Below are 18,269 nucleotides of genomic sequence, written 5' to 3'. Positions count from 1 at the left end.
ATATGACTTCGGAGGAGACCGAGATGAAAATGCAGCAACGGTGCGGAGGAATTGCGCTCGCTGGTATGTTTTTATTTGGCATCGCCCTGGGCCAGCCGGCTGTCGCGCAGTCTTACCCCAGTAGACCTATTAACTTTGTTGTTCCCGCAGCCGCCGGCGGTCCGACTGATGCCGTAACCCGGCTCATCGCAGACCAGATGTCCAAAAGCATGGGTGTGCCTGTGATCGTTGAACCGAAGCCCGGCGGAGGCGGCAACATTGGCGCCAACTATGTCGCAAAGAGTGCCCCGGACGGCTATACCCTGCTGATGGCCACGCTCGGTACTCATGCTGTCAACGAAACCTTGTATTCGAAGCTGCAGTTCGACCCGCAAAAGGACTTTGAGGCGGTCACTCAAGTGGTGTCATATCCGCTGGTCATCGCGGTACGTCCAGACCTTGGCGTCAATACAGTTGGAGAATTAGTGAAGTTGGCCAAGACTCGCCAGCTCAATCGCGGTTCAGGCGGCAGTGGCACCTCGATGCATTTATCCGGCGAGTACTTCAACAGCATGGCGCGGGTGCAGATGACACATGTTCCCTATAAAGGAAGCGCACCTGCAGTGACCGACCTCCTGGGCGGTCAGATCGATCTGATCTTCGACACTATCCTGACGGTGCTGCCGCATGTGAAACAAGGCAAGTTAAAGGTCATCGGAGTCACCACGGATTCCCGTTCACCGGTGTTGCCGGATGTGCCAGCGATCAGCGAAACGGTGTCTGGTTACAGCATGTCTTCATGGATTGGGGTCGTCGTGGCGAAGGGCACTCCCAAACCGATTGTAGACAAGCTGCAGGCGGAAATTGTGAAGGCGCTAAACGTGCCGGAAGTGCGCGAGAAATTACTGTCGCAGGCAGCCCAACCCGTGGGTAGTACACCAGAGCAGTTCCGTGAGTTCATTAAACAAGAGACGCTCCGGTGGGGCAAAGTGGTCAAGGAATCCGGCGCTAAAGCCGACTAAGGAGACGAGATGTCAGAGATTAATTATCAGGACCGTGTGCAGGCATTGGCGAACGCTCTTAAAGCAGCGGGCGTAGCCGCCTACGTCGGGACGCGCCAGGCATCGTTGCATTACCTGTACGGCGCATTCATGCCGTGGCGCGGAGCGGTCATCGTCACCGCGCAGGGAACGTGTGAAGTGGTTTACTGGGCAATGGATGCCTCGAGGGTCAAGCAAGAGGGGGCTGGTTTCCCACTGCACACCTTCACTTTTTCCGACTTTCCTAGCCAGATCGCCTCTCGTCTGCAGGATCTGAGTGCCGACCGTGGAACCATCGGGCTGGATTTGTCGCATCCTGGCGCAGCCCAGGTAGCGCCGGGTATGTTGACAGCACACGAGTACTTCCAGATCCAGGAGGCGCTACCTCACGCGAAACTCATTAACGGCGTGGACTATATCGATGATCTAATGCTAATTAAATCTCCTGCCGAGATTGAGCTCTTGCGCCATGCGGCACGGGTATCCGACATCGGTTTCAGGGCAGGCTATGACGCCATTACCGAAGGCGTCACCGAGAACCACGTTGCCGGCGCAATCGAGTCCGCCATCCGCGACCATGGTAGCGTCTGGTCGTGGGCGATTACTGGCGGCACAGAGGTTGGATCGGGGCTTCGCACCGGTTATCACCTAGGCGTGACGCAGCAGGCCACCGAGAAAAAGATACAGAAAAACGAGTTCGTCATTCTTGACCTCCATCCGATGCTAGATCTCTATCTTGCCGACACCGCCGTTCCCGTATTCTATGGCACCCCCAACGCCGCCCAGCAGCGGCTGATCGATTGTTGGGAGGAGGTGGCCGATACAATGCTCGAATCGCTCAAGCCCGGCCGAAAGATCGCCGACTGCGCGATGCAGGGTTATGACATCTTCAAGAAACATGACCTTGCCGATTACGGATTGCCAGTGTTCGGTCACGGACTGGGCACATGCGCACGCACCCGCCCTTTCATCAATATGCGAAGTACCGACGTCGTCCAGGAAAACATGGTGGTGGCCCTCGGCACCCACTTGTACCACCCGGAGATCGGCGGCATGCGCCTGGAATATCCGGTTCTCATCGGCCCCCATGGCAGTGAGCCGCTGGTCGATACACCCGCAAAAGTACATATCAAAAAGGATTGAGCGATGCGATTTGACACTCTTGATGCGCGCCTCGGCGCCCGCGTATCCGGCGTCGATCTAAACCGGATTACCGATGATGGCTTCCGTGAAATCCATGACAACTTTCTACGCTACGGGCTGTTGTCCTTTCCGGCGCAATCCCTGTCGCTGGATGGACAGGTGGCATTCAGCCGGCGCTTCGGCGATCTCGATATCCACCTGCTGACCCAGTACAACCATCCTCAGTATCCTGAAATATTTGTATTGTCGAACATCGTGGTTGATGGCAAGCCCATTGGCATCGCTGATGGCGGATCGTACTGGCACTCCGACCTGGCGTTTCAAAAGAATCCCGCGATGGCCACTATGCTCAATGCGCAGGAGATCCCTGAAGGCGCTGGCGACACGCTGTTCGTCAACATGTATCAAGCCTGGGACGACCTAGGCGCCGAGTGGCAGGAACGCCTGCTCCCGATGCAGGCCATTCACCGTTACCGCGCATTCGAGAAAAAAGCCGAACGAGGCACGCAGGTGAACCTGACCGAAGGACAGAAGGCGAAAACACCGGACGTGGTTCACCCTGTGGTCCGCACGCATCCTGAGACCGGCCGCAAGGCGCTGTTCGTTCACCCTGGCATGACTGCCGAAATAGTCGGGCTATCGGCTCAGGAGAGCGAGGATATCCTTGAGATGCTGTTCGCACATTGCACCAATCCGCGTTATGTTGTCCCCTATCGATGGAAGAAAGGCGACGTCATCATTTGGGACAATCGGTGCACGATGCACAGTGCGACTACCCGGGAACTGCCTCCGGAAAAGCGGCGCCTGATCTACAGAACTACGATTCGCGGCGATGTACCGCACTGAACGGGCCAGCATCGACTTCCGGGGTTTCACGCTATGCAGTGGAACCTCAATCGAGTTACGCATGGCTTACCAGTGGATTGTTCCAGCCGGGACCGTCCGCCGGCGCATCCTGCTTTGCCATGGGATTACATCAAGCCATGAGGCTTATCTGCCGTCAGGACACAGGGCAAACTGTCCTGATGGCGGATGGGGAAATGCGTTCATCGGCCCGGGCAAAGCGCTGGATCCTGAACAAGGCGATATGGTCCTTTGTATCAATACGCTGGGATCCTGGTTCGGCTCTACCGGAGCCGAACCAGGATCGGCCGTGGCGTTATCAGGCCTGACCATGGGTGACATGGCCAGGGCGCAATGGTGCGTCCTCGACCATCTCGACATTGATTGCGTGGATATCCTTATCGGCTATTCCTTTGGAGGCTATCTCGCAGTCGAGATGGCGTGCCAACAAGAGAAACGGGTGCGGACCTTGTTGCAACTGGCGTCTGGATTTCGCGGGCGTGCCGACCCGAGTGGTGTAGCAGCAATCCAGGCAATGATCGCGCTGCCATCACAAGAGCGCAGACAGGCAGTGACAGCCTGGCGGCGGGAACTCCTTGAACGCTACGGGTATGTTCGCTGGCTGAAGGACCGTAATGGCGCCGGTGCTGCAGAATGCCTTGAGCACGAAGTCGCCGCATGGACGGCTTCCGTGTCGCTTGAAGCATTGCTGACGTTACGGCATGCCGCAGCGGGTTTCGACCGTACAGAGTTTGCACCGGCAGTGGCACTCACTGCTATTCGCTGGGATAGTGACCCGCTATTCCCGCGCTGGCAGCTAGGAGAGGCGCCGCCATGTCGAAAATTGACCTTGTCCTCTCCTTACGGTCATTGTGCGCCGCTCGCCCAACCGCATCTTTGGACTCCCTACCTTTCTTTACCTGCTTGACGGCACAATCAGAGTTAGGTAAGCCCCCTGCTTTTCGCATCGCTTATCTTGTTTGTGGCGTGCGTTAATCTTGATGTCATTACAGATGAGAAATTCCCACCACTCTTTTCTCTTTGATTGTCTAGCACGCCTGCTCATGTCAAATTGAACATTGCCGATGCGCTTCAATCAAACTCGATTTGGAGGATGATATGACAGGACCTACACCCGCAAATAAATCACCGGCAGATAACGCAGGGCCGCAACCGGTACGCACGACTGAAGATGTGATTGCTACGGAAGATATTGGATTGCCGAGTGGCATTCAGCCTGATGAAGTTTCGAAACTTGATGAAGTGAAACCGGATGAGGGCAAGGTTGAAAAGAAGCATTGAGGGTTGATGCTTTTCTTCTTTTCATTTCGGGATGATGCTTGTTAGCGATTCGATTAGACGACTGCTTTGGCTCAGCCACTCTACCCCCATCCCAACCTTCCCCCTGCAAGGGGGAAGGGGCCGGTCCGCTCTTCGCATTTGACATGGGCGCGTTGCTTGCGCACCAATGTTCCTCGACCGGTAAAGCCCCTCCCAAACGCCCTTCCCTGAAAAATGCTACTGTCATTGCTTTGGACAAAAACACCCGTCGGCACCGCAGCTACCAACCACGAGACAACGCGCTGACGTCGACCATAACGACAATACCCGGTAGGTTTCAATGCAGGCCAGCAAACCGCATCACAACGAGACAGTTGATTCACCTTCTATCGTAGTTCCCATCCTGACCGGCATGCTGGTTACTCTAGTCACCGTGGCGTTCGCCCGGCTGGCGTTCGGGTTGATCTTGCCGTTCATGCGTATCGACCTCGGCATGACCTATCAGCAGGCAGGCAACCTCGGCACGGTTGCTGCGCTGGGCTATCTGTTTCTGGTAATGGTAGCCGGGATGTTTGCGTCAAAGCATGGTGGGCGTGTGGCAGTCGTTCTGGGGCTGAGCCTGACGACGGTGGGCTTTGTCTTGCTGAGCATCAGCTCCCAGCAAAGCATGCTGCTGTTCGCCATGCTGCTGCTCGGCTGCGGCACTGCGTTCGCATACACACCGGTGATTTCCCTTCTTGCAGGCTGCTTTCCGGGGCGTCGCGGGGCGGTGATTGGCATGACCAATAGCGGTATCGGAGTCGGCATGCTGGGGGCGAGTTTTATGGTGCCTTATCTGAATGAGACGCTGGGTCGCTCGGCATGGCGTTGGTCCTGGGTAGTCTTTGCCGTGTCGAGCGCGTTGACACTGGTTGCGAGCCTCGCGTATCTGCCGCGAACGAAGCAGGTCGCAGGCTCGTCAAAATCGACGCCGGCCGTGCCGATGTACCGTAACAGCCGGATCAACATCGTCGCCCTGTTGTATGGCGTGGTTGGCACGACTTACATCGCGCAGACGACTTTCATGTATAGCTTCGCGCTGGATTCCGGCATGTCGCCTGTGATTGCGGGACGCATGTCGGCGCTGCTGGGGGTTCTTTCCGTTTTCGCTGCGCCGACCTGGGGGTATATCTCGGATCGGTTCGGGCGATCACCGACGCTGATGATTGCCGTTGCACTTAATGCGGTTGGCACGGTGATTCCAGTGGTGTGGCCGACGACCGCGGGTTTTACCATGCATTACATCATGCTTGGTTGCACGGTTTCGGGGATGTTCACCTCGATTCTGACGATTGCCGCAGAATCCGTTGAACCAGCCTTTGCACCGCGTGCAACCAGCTACGTGACACTATTTTATGCAACCGGGCAGTTTATCGGACCTGCGCTTGCAGGTCTGTTGATCGAGTACGCGGGTGGATTCAAAACGGCGTTTACGGCGAGCACGATAGTGCTTGTGCTTGGCTTTTTCCTGAGCTGCCGGCTTGCGATGGTGTCACGTCGGCATGTAGAGGCTGCTGCAGACGCTTGACCGCAGTGATGCTTTTGCCGGCTGTGTCGCCAGACGTGGCCGGGTTTGCGCAGAATCGGCTCGTGTACAATCTCTCCGCGTGTTTGCAGCATGCAATATCCCTAATGCACTACCTTCCCCAGCGATCGGCAGATTAAACATGAATAACACCGGTAATGCGCGCCTGAACAATTTTGATTTCCTGCGGATCGGCGCCGCCTTGCTGGTATTGATCAGCCATCAGTATGCGTTGAACGGCCTGCCGGAACCGGCCTTCCTCAACAGCATGAGCTTCGGGACACTCGGGGTGTTGATCTTTTTTTCGATCAGCGGATTCCTTGTTTCCCAAAGCTGGCGGCAAGATCCACATATCGTGAGATTTCTTGCCAAGAGATTTTTGCGTATCTGGCCAGGCCTAGCAGCGGTGACATTGATCGCAGCCTTTGTGCTTGGCCCGCTGGTATCTACCCTGCCGTGGAAAGCCTATTTCATCCATCCGGAGTTGCCTGATTTTCTGCGCAACCTGAAGCTAGTGACGATCCGGTACTTTCTGCCTGGCGTGTTCGAACAAAACGTCTATCCGCGTGCGGTCAATGGCTCCTTGTGGACGATTCCTCTCGAGGTACGGTGTTACTTCGGTTTGCTAGTTGTCGGTGTTCTTGGGCTCTTGAGACTGCCCGTGCTGGCATTGGCGGGCACGATTGCATTTGCCGGGTATTACTTCATCGTCGCGCCTGATCCGAATAATTATCAGTATTACTTTGGGCTGTTCTTCTTCGCAGGCGTATGCCTCGACCTGTTCCGTGACCGATGGACAACGCGACCGGGATACTTGCTGGGCGGATTGGGGCTGCTGGCGGCGGGCTGCTACTTTGCCGGCATGGGACGGGCGGGATTTCTTTTGCTGATTCCTGCGGTGACGATCTATATCGGTGGCCTGTCAACGTTGGTTATCCGACGCGCCGGCCGATTCGGAGACATTTCCTACGGCATTTATATCTATGCGTTTCCAGTGCAGCAAACCGTGTTGTGGGGATGGGGGAAAAATCTGCCGTTCTTGCCGGGCTTGTTGTTGACAATTGTTATCACTGCGCTGTGTGCGTTTGTGTCGTGGCATCTGGTGGAACGACCAGCCCTGTCGCTCAAGAACAGGCTGGGTCATCGAAAGACGGGGACCATTCAGGTTGCAACAAGCCAAGGTTAGCTCACATACGCTTATGCATCCAGGAACATCCCGGTCCGGGGGTTTCTGCATCTCGAGCATCTCGAAGATGAAGTTATGGGTCGTCGCAGCCGATACCTTACCCGGGCAAAGTGGAATGGACGCGCTCTGCCTGAACCACTGACCGATCATGCGCGCCCTTCCCTTCGTTCCTTCGCTGTACACAAGCCACACGATGCGCCCGTTGCTTTCACGAATTCAACTGCGGTCGATCCGGCTCTGACGGATTGGAGATTTCCTCCAGTGTCCGATCAACCTGCGCCGAATGCTTGGTTGCCATATCGCCCAGCGACACGATACCAATAAGTGCGTCGGAGTTGTGATCCAGCACCGGGACGCGACGAATCTGGCTATCGGCCATTTGTTCCATCACCTCATCGACCGTCTGGTCCTCGTAGCACCAACGCACCTGGGCGGACATGACGTCTTCGACGTGCGTGCTATCGGGAGAGTGTCCGGCTGCCGTTGCACGGACGGTAATGTCACGATCGGTCACCATACCAATCAGCCTTGTGCCATCGCATACGGGCAAGGATCCGACGTTCATTTCATCCATTAACTGGGCGGCACGCATGATACTTTCTTGCGGCGATACGCTGCGGACGTCGCGGGTCATGATATCGGCGATTGTTTGCATGGCTATTCCTTTCATTGAAGGCAGGCGACCCAAGTGTAAGCACAGTGTGCGACCTGTCGATTGGCGCTAAAAAAATCCAGTGTAGTCCAAACGATTTCAGATTGATGGGTGATAGTGGACAGATGCGCGGATGTTTGGCCGGTGTCCAAAAATGGTGCAGAGAGCATGCTTGTTACGGAACTATCGCACTCGTACGAGGCCGAATTGTCTGTTACTGCAGGGGTGTACCATGTCTGATCGTTCAATCATTGAAGCGCTTCAGCGCGAAGCGATTTCCTTGGACCGGACTGACAGTATTGATCGCATCGTTGCTGACATTGGCGATGCTTCCATCGTGCTGCTCGGCGAAGCCACACACGGCACGCAAGAGTTCTATCGTATGAGTTCTATCGTATCCGGGCGGAAATCACTAAAAAGCTGATCACCGAGAAAAACTTCGATGCGATTGCCGTCGAAGCCGACTGGCCGGACGCCTTGCGCGTGAGCCGTTACATACGCGGCTCGGGAACGTCGCCGTCCGTCGTTGCCGATCAGACGAAACGGGCAAGCATGAGTGCGCGGGAAGCTTTGCAGGGCTTTGAACGATTTCCGCAATGGATGTGGCGCAATACCGAGATCGTTGAACTGGTCAACTGGTTGCGTCAGGAGAATCAGCACCGAAGCGAGTGCGACGGCCGCGTTGGGTTCTATGGTCTGGACCTGTACAGTCTGCGCAGCTCAATGCAAGCGGTGGTGCACTACCTGTCGCAGGTCGATCCTGAAGCGGCAAAGCAGGCGCGCGCACGCTACGGCTGCTTTGACCATCTTGCGGAGAACCCGCAACGCTATGGCTATGCGGCGACCTTCGGCATGAAAAAGGACTGCGAAGAAGAAGTCGTGCGACAGCTAGTGGCGATGACGACCGAGGCTAGCCATCTGGTTGCCGGCGATAACCCAGCGGATGTCGACGAACTTTTTTATGCGCAGCAAAACGCACGTGTCGCCCGAAACGCCGAAGCGTATTACCGGACCATGTTTCTTGGTCATGATGAGTCCTGGAACTTGCGCGACACGCATATGGCCGACACCCTGGATGCCCTGCGTGAACACCTGCAAAACAGCAACAAGCGAGAAGCGAAGCTTGTGGTGTGGGCGCATAACTCCCACCTCGGCGATGCAAGCGCAACGGAAATGGGTGAGCATGGCCAGCATAATCTCGGTCAGCTGATGCGGCAGCGTCACGGGCGCGACAAGACATTTTTGCTTGGCTTTACGACGCACGACGGCACTGTCACGGCGGCGTCCGAATGGGATGGTCCAGCCGAGAAAAAATCGGTGCGCCCATCTCATGCGGAAAGTTATGAACGGATCTTGCACGACACAGGCATTGGGAATTTCTACCTTCCTCTGCGCGGTCGTCGTTATGTATCCGAGCTATTGGAAGTGCGTCGCCTTGAACGTGCCATCGGTGTGCTCTACCTGCCTGCCAGCGAAAGGATGAGTCATTATTTTTATGCTTGTCTGCCGAAGCAGTTTGATGCGGTGATTCATGTGGACACGACGAGCGCCCTGCGTCCGCTTGAAGCGGTAATCGCAGCGCATCATGATGAGGCACCGGAAACTTATCCGACCGGGATATGACGTCAGTCGCCCGGTGATGACTGGCAACACGGCAAAGCAATAAAAAAAGGGCCACGCATGCGTGGCCCTTAAAACTGCTGGGGACAAAACAACTACAACCACTACGACTAATCTAAGACTACAGCCACTACTAAAGCTCTACTTCAAATTGCACAATGTCGAGGAGCGATCGGCTCAGCGCAGCAACCGTCCATCCTTGCCGATCACCGTAATCTCCACAAACCTGGAGCCAATACGGTTGTTTGATGAAAAACGCACCGTAAAGCCACCGGTATCAAACGGATTCAAGGTCTCCAGCGCACGGATCACCTTCTCTCGACTGGCCCCTGGTCCGGCCCGCTTCAACCCCTCTACCAGCACCTTGGCGCCGACAAATTCTTCAAAGCTGGTGTACGACAGCTCAGCGCCAGCGGGCGCATATTTCTTCATGGCTTGCTGATATTCCTTAACGATGCCTACCGTCGCCGAATAGGGGTAAGGCATCACCTGCGCCACACCAATACCACGCGCGCTTTCGGGGCCGATCAGGCGGCTGATTTCCTTCGGATTGACCACGGATATATTCACCAGCTGCGCCACGGTTGACACCGCGCGAATCTGTTTGCTGAACGCCGCTGTGCTCTTGTTTACAGAAATCATGACTACCGCCTGCGGATTTGCTTTTGCGATTTCCTGAACGGCGTGGGTCACGTTGTCGGTATTCTTTTCATAGGGACCAGTACCGACAATCTCAAGGCCCCGCTTTTTAAGTGCGGCCTCGACACCGGCCAGTCCCGCTTTGCCGAAGGGATCGTCCTGGTACATCACGCCGATGCGCTTCATGTTCAGCATGATGAGCTGGTCGACGATGCCTTCCGCTTCATCCGCATAACCGGCGCGAATATGGAAGATGTAGGGATTGAACGGCGTACGCAGCACTTCCCCCCCGGTGTACGGCGCCACCAGTGCAATATTGGCTTCTTCCAGAACCTTCTGCTTGAGCAGTTCGCCGACGTTTCCGGTACCGGCAAAGCCGATCAGGGCGAGTGCACCATCCTTGTTGATGACTTCACGCGTGAGCCTGACGGTTTCCTCGACCTTGTAGCCGTCATCCTTGACGACGTGACGGATGCGCTTGCCATGGATCCCGCCTTGATCGTTGATATGATCAAAATAGACCTTTGCTCCCAACACCATGTCTTTCCCGGTGTCGGCCAATACGCCGCTCAATGGAGCCACCTGCCCGATGACGATGTCATCCGCGCCCGAAGCGCTGATTGCAAACATTGCTGCACTAGCTGCTGCTGCCAACCGTACCCAGCGAAGTGGCCCCATGATGTCATCCCTCCATTGTTTTAACCGCTGTTGTATGCAGGCGAGCCTGCGATGGCTTGCGTTTCTTCGCAAATTCGACGAGTTCGCCAACGATGCCGCGCCGGAAAGCCAGCACGCAGACGATGAAGATAAAACCGGTGACGATGGTGACCGATTCACCAATTGACCTGAACCATTCGATGCCCGACACGCCAGCCAGGAAATTACCGAGGTCGCCGAGCTTGTTCTCGAGTGCAATGATAACGATGGCACCGACGATAGGACCGGTCAGCGTACCGAGGCCGCCGACGAGAGTCATCAGTACGACCAGGCCGGACATCGACCAGTGCACGTCAGTCAGTGTTTCAAAGCCAAGCACGACAGTCTTGGTTGCGCCTGCAAGACCAGCCAGCGCACCGGACAAAACAAAGGCCAGCAATTTGTATTTGTCGACGTCATAGCCGAGCGAAATGGCGCGCGGCTCATTTTCCTTGATGGCTTTGAGTACCTGGCCGAATGGCGAGTGCACGGTACGCACGATCAGGGCATAGCCGGCGATCGCAATGGCCAGTACAACAAAGTACATGGTCATGTCGCTGGACAGATCGACAATACCGAGCAGGTTGCCACGCGGCACGCCCTGCAATCCGTCTTCACCACCTGTGAACGGCGCCTGCAGGCAAACAAAGTACAGCATCTGTGCCAGCGCCAGCGTGATCATCGTGAAGTAGATGCCCTGACGGCGAATCGCCAGGCTGCCCATGAGTAAACCGATCAGCGCAGCGACGGCCACGCCCGCGATGATGCCGAGTTCGAAGGGCAAGCCCATCACCTTCAGTGCGTGGCCCGCCACATAGCCTGCCATGCCGAAGAAGGCAGCGTGACCGAAGGAAAGCAGACCGGTAAAACCAATCAGCAGGTTGAAAGCGCACGCAAACAGCGCGAAGCACAGGACCTTCATCAGGAATACCGGGTAGACGACGAAGGGAGCTGCTACCGCCACCGCCAGCGCAATCGCATATCCGAGTTTCTTGTTCATAGTTACGACCTTTTTAAACCTGTCATTCCGAACAGCACACAATTGCTACGCATTATTCGCATCGAGGCCGGCTGCCTGTCACGCCGCGTTCGGGAAGACAGCGCGTGGGCAACCGGATGCGGGAGCTTTACTTTTCCTTGCCGAACAGGCCGGCCGGACGAATCATCAACACGATCGCCATGATGATGAAGACGACGGTCGCCGACAACTCCGGATAGAACACGCGGGTCAGGCCCTCGATAATGCCCAGGCCAAGGCCGGTAAGGATGGAGCCCATGATGGAACCCATGCCGCCGATCACGACCACTGCAAACACGACGATGATCAGGTTCGAACCCATCAGCGGCGACACCTGAATCACCGGTGCGGCCAGCACGCCGGCAAATGCGGCGAGTGCGACGCCGAAGCCATAGGTGGCTGTCACCATCAGCGGCACGTTGATACCAAAGGCTTCGACCAGCTTGGGGTTTTCGGTGCCGGCACGCAGATATGCACCGAGCTTGGTTTTCTCGATCACGAACCAGGTTGCGAAACACACGATGATGGAAGCCACCACGACCCATGCACGGTAATTTGGCAGGATCATGAAGCCGAGATTGGTCGCACCCATCAGGACGTCCGGTACCGAATACGGCTGGCCGGAGACGCCATAGAACGAGCGGAAGAGTCCTTCCAGCATCAGCGTGATGCCGAAGGTCAGCAGCAGGCCATATAAATGGTCCAGCTTATAAAGCCAGCGCAGCATGGTCTTTTCAATGACGATGCCAAACAGGCCGACCAGGATTGGGGCGGCGATCAGCATCACCCAGTAGTTAAGGCCAAGATAGGTCAAGCCCATCCAGGCAAGGAATGCGCCCATCATGTACAGCGCGCCGTGTGCAAAATTGATCACATTGAGCAAGCCGAAAATGACGGCGAGGCCAAGCGACAACATCGCGTAAAACGAACCGTTGACCAGGCCGAGCAAAAGCTGACTCAACATTGCCTGCAGGGGGATGCCGAAGATTTCCATAGTCGATAAGAAAATTGGCCGATACAGAAGATGTCGGCTTTCCTCCTGATGCAGGGGAAGGCTGGTATGGCGAACAAGGCGTCCATACAATCGGCTCAGGAAGGTTCGGACACCCTGCCCGGCACACCAGCCTTCCCCCGCGAGAGGAAACGGACCAACACGACTACATCGAGCGAGATACAGGACCCGGTCTTCGAGAGGATTCGCTAAAATCTGACTAAGCGATGCGCGAGCGATGTCCGGGCAATAACTTCAGTGGCTTACTTCCAGAGCGAGCACTTGGATTCCGCCTTGGTGGCGTAGGCCTGGTCACCAGGGATCGTTTGCACGACCTTGTAGTAATCCCATGGGTACTTGGACTCGGACTGCTTCTTGACTTCCATCAGGTACATGTCGTGCACCATGCGGCCGTCCGGACGGATCACGCCGTTCTTGGCGAACATGTCGTTGATCTTGGTGCTCTTCAGCTTTGCCATGACCTTGTCGCTGTCATCAGTACCAGCGGCTTTGACGGCAGCCAGGTATTGGGAAGTGACCGAGTAGTCCGCGGCGTGCAGCATGGTCGGCATGCGCTTGATCTTGTCGAAGAACTTCTTCGACCATGCGCGGCTGTCGGCATTCTGGTCCCAGTACCAGCCGTCTGTCAGGTACATGCCCTGAGTCAGGTTCAGGCCGAGCGAATGGATGTCGGTGATGAACATCAGCAGGCCAGCCAGCTTGGTGTTCTTGGTCACGCCGAACTCGTTGGCTGCCTTGATGGCGTTGATGGTATCGCCGCCGGCATTGGCCAGACCGAGGATCTGTGCCTTGGATGCTTGCGCCTGCAACAGGAAGGAGGAGAAATCCGAAGCAGACAGCGGATGCTTGACCGCTCCCAGAACCTTGCCGCCCGATGCCTTGACGACGTCAGCGGTATCTTTTTCCAGCGATGCACCGAAAGCATAGTCGGCTGTCAGGAAGTACCAGTCCTTGCCACCCTGCTTGACGAGCGCACTGCCGGTGCCGCGTGCCAGTGCAATGGTGTCGTAGGCATAATGCACGGTGTAAGGTGTGCAATCTTCATTGGTCAGGCGGGCTGTGCCGGCGCCAACCGAGAAGAATACCTTTTTCTTTTCGGCTGCGACTTTGGCCATGGCCAGGTTTGCACCGGAGTTAGTGCCGCCGATCAGCATGTCAACGCCTTGCTGGTCGAACCATTCACGTGCCTTTGATGCAGCGATGTCAGCCTTGTTCTGGTGGTCGGCAACGACGAACTCAATCTTCTTGCCGTTGATGTTGCCGCCAGCGTCGGCGATTGCCATCTTGACGGCTTCCGCACCCGCTGGACCGTCGACGTCGGCGTAGACACCGGACATGTCGGTCAGCAGGCCGATCTTGATGACGTCGCCCGATACCTGCGCGGAAGCGGCGCTGCCGAAGCCGGCGGTAAATGCGGTTGCGACTGCGAGAGTCATCACTTTTGCTTTGAGTTTCATTACTTCTCCTCTGTTATAGGTAGTGTTGCTACAGCGTTGTTGAGTCTTTGATCAGACACCCAGCAGCTCATTGAGCACGGACATCTTCGACTCCAGTTCGGATGCGGCAAAGGACTCGACGATGTGCCCGTGCTCCATCACGTAAAACCGATCCGCCAACGGTGCAGCGAAGCGGAAATTCTGTTCCACCATCACGATGGTGTAGCCCTTGGCCTTGAGCATGGTGATCATGCGCGCCAGCGCCTGCACGATGACAGGTGCGAGGCCTTCGGATATTTCATCGAGCAGCAAGAGCTTGGCGCCGGTGCGCAGAATGCGCGCGACGGCCAGCATCTGTTGTTCACCGCCCGACAGGCGGGTTCCCTGGCTTGAGCGGCGTTCTTCCAGGTTGGGGAAAATCTCGTAGATTTCCTTGACCGACATGCCCTTCGATGACTTGCTCACCATCGGCGGCAGCAAGAGGTTTTCTTCGGCGGACAGCGACGAAAAAATGCCGCGCTCTTCCGGGCAGTAACCAACGCCGAGGTGCGCCACCTTGTGCGTCGCCAGTCCGATCGATTCTTCGCCGTTGATCTTGATCGAACCCTTGCGCGTGCCGGTCAGTCCCATGATCGCGCGCAGCGTCGTGGTACGGCCCGCGCCGTTACGGCCAAGCAGCGTGACAACTTCGCCCGGTTTCACCTCCAGGTTGACGTCGTGCAGAATGTGCGACTCGCCGTACCAGGCTTTCAGGTTGCGGATTTCCAGTGCTGCGGTCGCCATTAGTGCGCTCCTTCCAGTTCGCCCGACGTGGTGCCCATGTAGGCTTCCATGACTTGCGGATTGCTCGATACTTCCTGATATGTGCCTTCCGCCAGCAAGGAGCCGCGCTGCAGGACGGAGATCTTGTCGCAGATGCCTGCGACCACGCTCATGTTGTGTTCCACCATGAGGATGGTGCGGCCTGCGGATACCTTTTTGATCAGCTCGGTGACACGATGCACGTCTTCATGGCCCATGCCCTGTGTCGGCTCGTCGAGCAGCATCAGTTCCGGCTCCATGGCCAGCGTGGTCGCAATCTCGAGTGCGCGCTTGCGGCCGTATGGCAGGTCGACTGTCATGGTGCTGGCAAATCCTTCCAGGTCGACTTCAGCGAGCAATTGCATTGCACGGTCATTGAGGCGATTCAGCGTCTGCTCGCTCTTCCAGAAATGGAAGGAAGTGCCGAGTGCGCGCTGCAGGCCGATACGCACGTTTTCCAGCACGGTCAGGTGTGGGAAAACCGCAGAGATCTGGAATGAGCGGATCACACCGCGATGCGCGATCTGTTCCGGCGCCAGCGACGTGATGTCGTCGCCGTTATACAGGATGGACCCTGCGGTCGGCGTCAGAAATTTTGTCAACAGGTTGAAGAAGGTGGTCTTCCCTGCACCGTTTGGTCCGATCAATGCGTGGATAGAGCCGCGCTTGACCTTGAAATTGACGTCGTTCACCGCGATGAATCCCTTGAACCCCTTGGTCAGGTTTCGCGTTTCGAGTATGACTTCGCTTGCCATCCATTTTCTCCACTGTTGCTGCCGAATTCGTTGTCCCTTAGTCCGCGTTGCGCGGCCCGATGCGGGATCTGCATCGGGATTGCCCCGGCGTGATGCCGGGGCGGTATTGCTGGTATTGCTGATCCTGCTAGTGCTGCTTTTACCTATTGAGAGTCCAGTAGGTACTTGACACACTCACCCCCATCCCAGCCTTCCCCCTCGCCGGGCGCCCCTGCCAAGGGGAAGGAGCCTGTTCTCTCCTTCAGGAAACTTGGCCCGACTTATTCCGGGATAGTCGTGGTGTTGTTGGCGAAGGTGATCTGATTCGTCGCAATCGGCGCAGCCTGGATAGGCGGCACGTTGGCTGCGGTGATCGCCGGCGCCGCACCTGCTGTACCTCCGCGTGGCACGGTACGCACGACCTGGCTAGGCGGCAGTGCAGCACCTGCCTTCAGATGGGCGTACATCATGTTCATCGCCTGGATGTGATAGCGGTGGATCGGGATCAAGCGTGTGTCGTAACCCGGGAAGCCAAGGAAGGCATCGAAGTGGTTCGCATTGGTGATCTCGATGTACGACAACTTGCTGGCCGCTCCTTCAGCTGCCTTATTGGCGGTGAAGTAGGCACGCGAGTTGTGATTCACTGGGATCAGTGCGTCGTTGCGACCATGAACGATGATGGCTGGCTTGCCACGCAGGTTGCCGCTACGCAGGACTTCAGCCATGCCAGCACGAACACGCTGCGAGTTGATCAGTGCCTGACCGGTCAATGGCTGGCCGGTGGTGACGTCGGTGCCGGTTGCCAGATTCCGCAGGCAGATCGCGCCATCGATGTTGTAGTCGGCGACATTGGTCGACGGCGACACCGAGAACGAATCACCAATTGGACCACCGATCGAGTTATTGTTGATCAGGCCAAGGCCACCGCTCGGCGTACCATTGGCTGCCGCAAACAACTGGGCTTCCTGCGTCGCTGTCAGCGTGGTCAGCGCACCGGTTGCGGTTACAGGCGCAAAGCTGTAACCGCAAAGGTTATCCTTGACGCTGAACTTGCCGTACATGTTGGCGTAGAACGGTGCCAGGATCTGATACGTGCCAAAGTGGCTGGCATGCAGTAGATCGCTATCGCTTTCATAACCTGCTTCACGCAGCTTCTGCAGCGATTCATCGGCCTGTGCCGCGAGTGTCGTGGAGGTCAGCAGATTCTTCGCCTTGAGCGATGCGCAGCGATTGGCGGCCAGCGTCGGGCTGACAGCAGCCAGTAGCGGCGAGGCGGTCAGCGAGGATGACAGCGCCGCGCACGCCTGATACAGGTTGCCGATGGTGATGGTGTCATACAGTCCGAGACCGGCGCGGCTGACTGTGGTGTTGCCGCGCTTGATTGTCAACGCCGGGTTTAGCGCCACTTCAGTGACCGGTTCGGATACCGCTACGCCATCGATCAGGCCCTTTGTGTCCTGCTCGGCCGCGAGGATTGCCGCCCCGCCGCCATTGGATGCGCTCGACGCAATTACGAGTGTCTTGGCTGGCGTGATGGTATTGAGTCGGCTGGTGCCGTTACGCGCAACGTCACCAAATTTTTCGTTCAGTGCATAGAAGGCAAATTCGACCGCCTGCAGTGTGTACTTGCCCCAATCCTTTTCGGAATTCTGCTGCGAATGCGCCTGCTTGATCGCGAACCGGTTCGGCGTTGCGGCATTGAATGCAGCGAGTTCCGCAGCGGTCAGATTGGCGGTGAAGCTGGAATTCTTGCCAGCGGCGACGGCGTTGGCGCGCTCGCCGTTCATCATATTGATGGTGTTGGACTGCAAGTTATGAAAGCCCATGCCGCTGCCCTTGTCGCTGTAGGCAACTGCGCAATTCTGCTTGAGACCCCAGTCGCCTGCCGTGCCGATCGCACCATACACGCCGCGCGAACCTGAGGAGGTCGCGGTAACGATGCAGGGATTGGCCTTGTCGAAGCCGGCCGGGATCTGGACCATCAGCGTGACATTCACCTGTCCGGTGCCGTCATCTGCATAAGCGATGTATTCATCGCCGGCGATCTTGCCTTCGCCGAGTGTGGCGTTGCCGGCGTTGTCGATGTTGGGGCCATACAGTGTGCCGAAGCCGCCATTGGTACTAGGGTCGACCAGCGCGCGGTAATTTGAATGGATGGCATTGCGACGCAGCTCGGCAATCGTCGGATTGGCCGGATCGGCAAACGCCGGCGCTGCGGCCTGCAGACCGGCCCTGCCCAGGCCTGCGGTAAGCAAGTCGTTGCTGACACCGTCGTAGGTAGCTTTCTGAATCGTACCGAGATAGCTCGGCTTGAGGTTGAGATCCTCGGGAGGATCATCCGAACCGCCGCATCCGGCAAGAAGGCCGGCCGCAATGACTGAGGTTAAACCGAGTGTAGTGCGTGTTGCCATGTGTCTCGCTCCTGGTAGTTATCCGCCTATCTTTGGCCGGAAATCATTGTTTTTAGTTGGAACAATCTGCTGCACGTCCGCTACTGCTGTTATTGCCGTTACTGCCACTACTGCCACTACTGCCACTACTGCCACTACTGCCGCTATTACGATTACTCTTATTTCTACGGCTACTACAAATTTATCCAGCACTGCCGGCGCCAACGTTCTTCTG

General features: G+C 56.8%; 17 protein-coding genes. 9 read left to right on the top strand and 8 right to left on the bottom strand.

Going from position 1 to position 18,269, the window contains the following annotated elements; all coding sequences use genetic code 11:
- Positions 1–23: 23 nt before the first annotated feature.
- From ACFQUU_RS03410 to ACFQUU_RS03380, 7 genes are all read left to right on the top strand, one after another.
- Positions 24–1,001 (top strand): Bug family tripartite tricarboxylate transporter substrate binding protein, encoded by a 978-nt coding sequence (locus ACFQUU_RS03410; protein WP_382242663.1) that lies wholly within the window; start codon positions 24–26, stop codon positions 999–1,001.
- A 9-nt stretch (positions 1,002–1,010) separates the two neighbouring features.
- Positions 1,011–2,162, top strand: a complete 1,152-nt coding sequence (locus tag ACFQUU_RS03405) for a M24 family metallopeptidase (protein ID WP_382242659.1) — start codon at positions 1,011–1,013, stop codon at positions 2,160–2,162.
- A 3-nt stretch (positions 2,163–2,165) separates the two neighbouring features.
- Entirely contained in the window at positions 2,166–3,008 is an 843-nt protein-coding gene (locus ACFQUU_RS03400; RefSeq protein WP_382242656.1) for a TauD/TfdA dioxygenase family protein, read from the top strand.
- 61 nt (positions 3,009–3,069) lie between these two features.
- Positions 3,070–3,933 (top strand): alpha/beta fold hydrolase, encoded by an 864-nt coding sequence (locus ACFQUU_RS03395; RefSeq protein WP_382242653.1) that lies wholly within the window; start codon positions 3,070–3,072, stop codon positions 3,931–3,933.
- 191 nt (positions 3,934–4,124) lie between these two features.
- Positions 4,125–4,307, top strand: coding sequence for a hypothetical protein (locus ACFQUU_RS03390; protein ID WP_382242651.1), 183 nt, complete (start codon positions 4,125–4,127; stop codon positions 4,305–4,307).
- Between the two features lie 319 nt (positions 4,308–4,626).
- On the top strand, positions 4,627–5,853 hold the full coding sequence (locus tag ACFQUU_RS03385; RefSeq protein ID WP_382242648.1) for an MFS transporter: 1,227 nt from the start codon (positions 4,627–4,629) through the stop codon (positions 5,851–5,853).
- A gap of 139 nt (positions 5,854–5,992) precedes the next feature.
- Positions 5,993–7,036, top strand: coding sequence for an acyltransferase family protein (locus ACFQUU_RS03380; protein ID WP_382242645.1), 1,044 nt, complete (start codon positions 5,993–5,995; stop codon positions 7,034–7,036).
- Positions 7,037–7,244: 208 nt separating this feature from the next.
- Here ACFQUU_RS03380 and ACFQUU_RS03375 read toward each other — a convergent pair whose 3' ends face one another.
- Entirely contained in the window at positions 7,245–7,691 is a 447-nt protein-coding gene (locus ACFQUU_RS03375) for a CBS domain-containing protein (protein WP_382242642.1), read from the bottom strand.
- 229 nt (positions 7,692–7,920) lie between these two features.
- Between ACFQUU_RS03375 and ACFQUU_RS03370 the strand changes: the two genes are divergently transcribed.
- Together ACFQUU_RS03370 and ACFQUU_RS03365 are read left to right on the top strand one after the other, a co-directional pair.
- Complete coding sequence (locus ACFQUU_RS03370; protein WP_382242639.1) at positions 7,921–8,112, top strand: hypothetical protein; 192 nt, start codon at positions 7,921–7,923, stop codon at positions 8,110–8,112.
- 59 nt (positions 8,113–8,171) lie between these two features.
- Complete coding sequence (locus ACFQUU_RS03365; RefSeq protein ID WP_382242636.1) at positions 8,172–9,311, top strand: erythromycin esterase family protein; 1,140 nt, start codon at positions 8,172–8,174, stop codon at positions 9,309–9,311.
- A gap of 174 nt (positions 9,312–9,485) precedes the next feature.
- Here ACFQUU_RS03365 and ACFQUU_RS03360 read toward each other — a convergent pair whose 3' ends face one another.
- The 7 genes from ACFQUU_RS03360 to ACFQUU_RS03330 form a co-directional block, all read right to left on the bottom strand.
- Positions 9,486–10,625: an ABC transporter substrate-binding protein gene (locus tag ACFQUU_RS03360; RefSeq protein WP_382242634.1), complete on the bottom strand. Its 1,140-nt coding sequence runs from the start codon at positions 10,623–10,625 to the stop codon at positions 9,486–9,488.
- Positions 10,626–10,629: 4 nt separating this feature from the next.
- Positions 10,630–11,643, bottom strand: a complete 1,014-nt coding sequence (locus ACFQUU_RS03355; protein ID WP_382242631.1) for a branched-chain amino acid ABC transporter permease — start codon at positions 11,641–11,643, stop codon at positions 10,630–10,632.
- A 127-nt stretch (positions 11,644–11,770) separates the two neighbouring features.
- The gene (locus tag ACFQUU_RS03350) at positions 11,771–12,655 is read right to left on the bottom strand and encodes a branched-chain amino acid ABC transporter permease (protein WP_382242629.1); all 885 of its coding nucleotides are present in this window, start codon (positions 12,653–12,655) and stop codon (positions 11,771–11,773) included.
- Positions 12,656–12,915: 260 nt separating this feature from the next.
- The gene (locus ACFQUU_RS03345; RefSeq protein WP_382242626.1) at positions 12,916–14,130 is read right to left on the bottom strand and encodes an ABC transporter substrate-binding protein; all 1,215 of its coding nucleotides are present in this window, start codon (positions 14,128–14,130) and stop codon (positions 12,916–12,918) included.
- Positions 14,131–14,181: 51 nt separating this feature from the next.
- The gene (locus ACFQUU_RS03340) at positions 14,182–14,892 is read right to left on the bottom strand and encodes an ABC transporter ATP-binding protein (protein ID WP_382242623.1); all 711 of its coding nucleotides are present in this window, start codon (positions 14,890–14,892) and stop codon (positions 14,182–14,184) included.
- Positions 14,892–15,665 carry an ABC transporter ATP-binding protein gene (locus ACFQUU_RS03335; RefSeq protein ID WP_382242620.1) on the bottom strand — a complete coding sequence of 258 codons (774 nt, stop codon included), beginning with the start codon at positions 15,663–15,665 and terminating at the stop codon, positions 14,892–14,894. Before ACFQUU_RS03335 ends, ACFQUU_RS03340 begins: the two co-directional genes overlap by 1 nt.
- A gap of 260 nt (positions 15,666–15,925) precedes the next feature.
- On the bottom strand, positions 15,926–18,055 hold the full coding sequence (locus tag ACFQUU_RS03330; RefSeq protein ID WP_382242618.1) for a 3-hydroxybutyrate oligomer hydrolase family protein: 2,130 nt from the start codon (positions 18,053–18,055) through the stop codon (positions 15,926–15,928).
- Between the last annotated feature and the right edge of the window lie 214 nt (positions 18,056–18,269).

This window comes from Herbaspirillum sp. GCM10030257 (assembly GCF_042666555.1).
Lineage (GTDB): Bacteria > Pseudomonadota > Gammaproteobacteria > Burkholderiales > Burkholderiaceae_D > Noviherbaspirillum.
This window is presented reverse-complemented; position numbering and strand designations above follow the sequence as displayed.